This is a genomic window from Accumulibacter sp., from assembly GCF_031732815.1.
Classification (GTDB): Bacteria; Pseudomonadota; Gammaproteobacteria; order Burkholderiales; family Rhodocyclaceae; genus Accumulibacter.
The window spans coordinates 1,237-2,826 of record NZ_JAVMKF010000267.1; the positions used below are offsets into that span (position 1 = coordinate 1,237).

At 63.2% G+C, this 1,590-nt stretch carries 1 protein-coding gene and 1 pseudogene; one reads left to right on the top strand and one right to left on the bottom strand.

What is annotated here, in order from left to right:
* Positions 1-206 (bottom strand): annotated as a pseudogene (locus RKP46_RS15600) (RNA degradosome polyphosphate kinase); the annotation flags it as partial.
* Between the two features lie 308 nt (positions 207-514).
* Here RKP46_RS15600 and RKP46_RS15605 point away from each other — a divergent pair.
* Positions 515-1,590: Ppx/GppA family phosphatase (locus RKP46_RS15605; RefSeq protein ID WP_311107485.1), on the top strand; the 1,076-nt coding region annotated here is incomplete at its 3' end.

Genomic DNA, 1,590 nt, shown 5'->3' on the forward strand with positions numbered 1-1,590 from the left:
CGATAGACCTCACGCGCCGTCCGTCCATCGGTCGTGATGGCGACCGATCCCAGCTTGATCTGCTCCTTGATCCCCGCCTCGCGAATTTCGAAGAACTCATCCAGATTGCTGCTCACGATGCACAGGAAGCGCAAGCGTTCGAGCAAGGGAGTACGCGGATTCTTGGCCTGCCAGAGGACCCGGCGATTGAACGCCAGCAGGCTCATTTCGCGGTTCTGGAAGTACTCCGGCGGAAAGGCCACGGAAGCCTGGTGAGGAGGGTTTTCGATCGGCTGGACGGCGGTATTCATGGCGGGCTCCCTTGGTGAATGTGGATCGGCTGGACTGTAATTGTCAGTCGAACATATTACAACCATCGCTCGACGCGCATCGCGTCGCGCCCAGCCAATGACAATGTTTTTGCTCTGGCCGCCTGCGCAGCAGCCGGCCTCAGCCGGCAAGCAAGCAAGCGGCGGTGATAAAATGCCCGACTCGAAAACCCACAAGGTCATACAGGCCGGATGGAAAGTGAGCCATGAGTTACGAACTGATTGCCGGGGTGGACCTGGGCTCGAACAGCTTTCGCCTGCAGATCGGCCGCGTCGTCGGACACCAGATTCATCCGCTCGATGCGTACAAGGAAGCGGTCCGGCTGGGCTCGGGTCTGACGCGCGAGAAACTGCTCGACCACGCCTCCCAGCAGCGTGCAGTCGAGGCGCTGCGTCGGTTCGGCGAGCGTCTGCGTGGTTTTCCGCCGGAAACGGTGCGTGCGGTAACTACCGATGCGATGCGTGTGGCGAGAAACGCCCCGATGGTTCTCCGCCAGGCCGAAGTTGCGCTCGGCTTTCCGATCGAGGTGATCGGCGGGCGTGAAGAGGCACGTCTGATCTTCATCGGTGCAGCAAACGCCCTGCCGCCGGCTGACCATCGCCGCCTGGTGGTCGACATCGGCGGCGGCTCAACCGAGTTCATCATCGGCGAGGGAACCGAGTCGCTCCTGATGGAATCGCTGTTCATGGGCTGCATCAGCTATCGCCAGCGCTTTTTCCCCGAGGGACGGGTAGACAAGAAGCGCTTCCGTGCGGCCGAGCTGTCGGCCGCGCGCGAGATCGAGGCGATCGCCGTAGACTACCAGCGCTTCGGCTGGCAGGAGGCGGTCGGCTCGTCCGGTTCGGCGCAGGAGCTGGCCGACATCCTGGCGCTCAACGAGCTCAATCCGCCGGGCGTCGGCGGTATCACGCGCGAGGGCCTGGGCCGCTTGCGACAGTTGCTGATCGAAGCCGGTTCAGCCGAGGCACTTGGCTTGCGCGGCATGCGCAGCGAGCGCATCCTGATCCTGCCGGGAGCGATCGCGATCATGTCGGCGGTGTTCTCGGAGCTGTCGATCGAATCGATGACGTACTCGGACGGGGCGCTGCCGCTCGGCGTTCTGTACGACCTGCTCGGCCGCTTCGAACATCACGACACACGCGACGAGACGGTGCGCGAGTTCATGCGGCGCTACCAGGTCGAGGAACTGCAGGTCCGGCGTGTCGAGCGCACCGCCCTGATGCTGCTCGGACAGTTGATCAAGCTCGATTCTCCCGCGCACGAAGACGACGTGCACTTCTT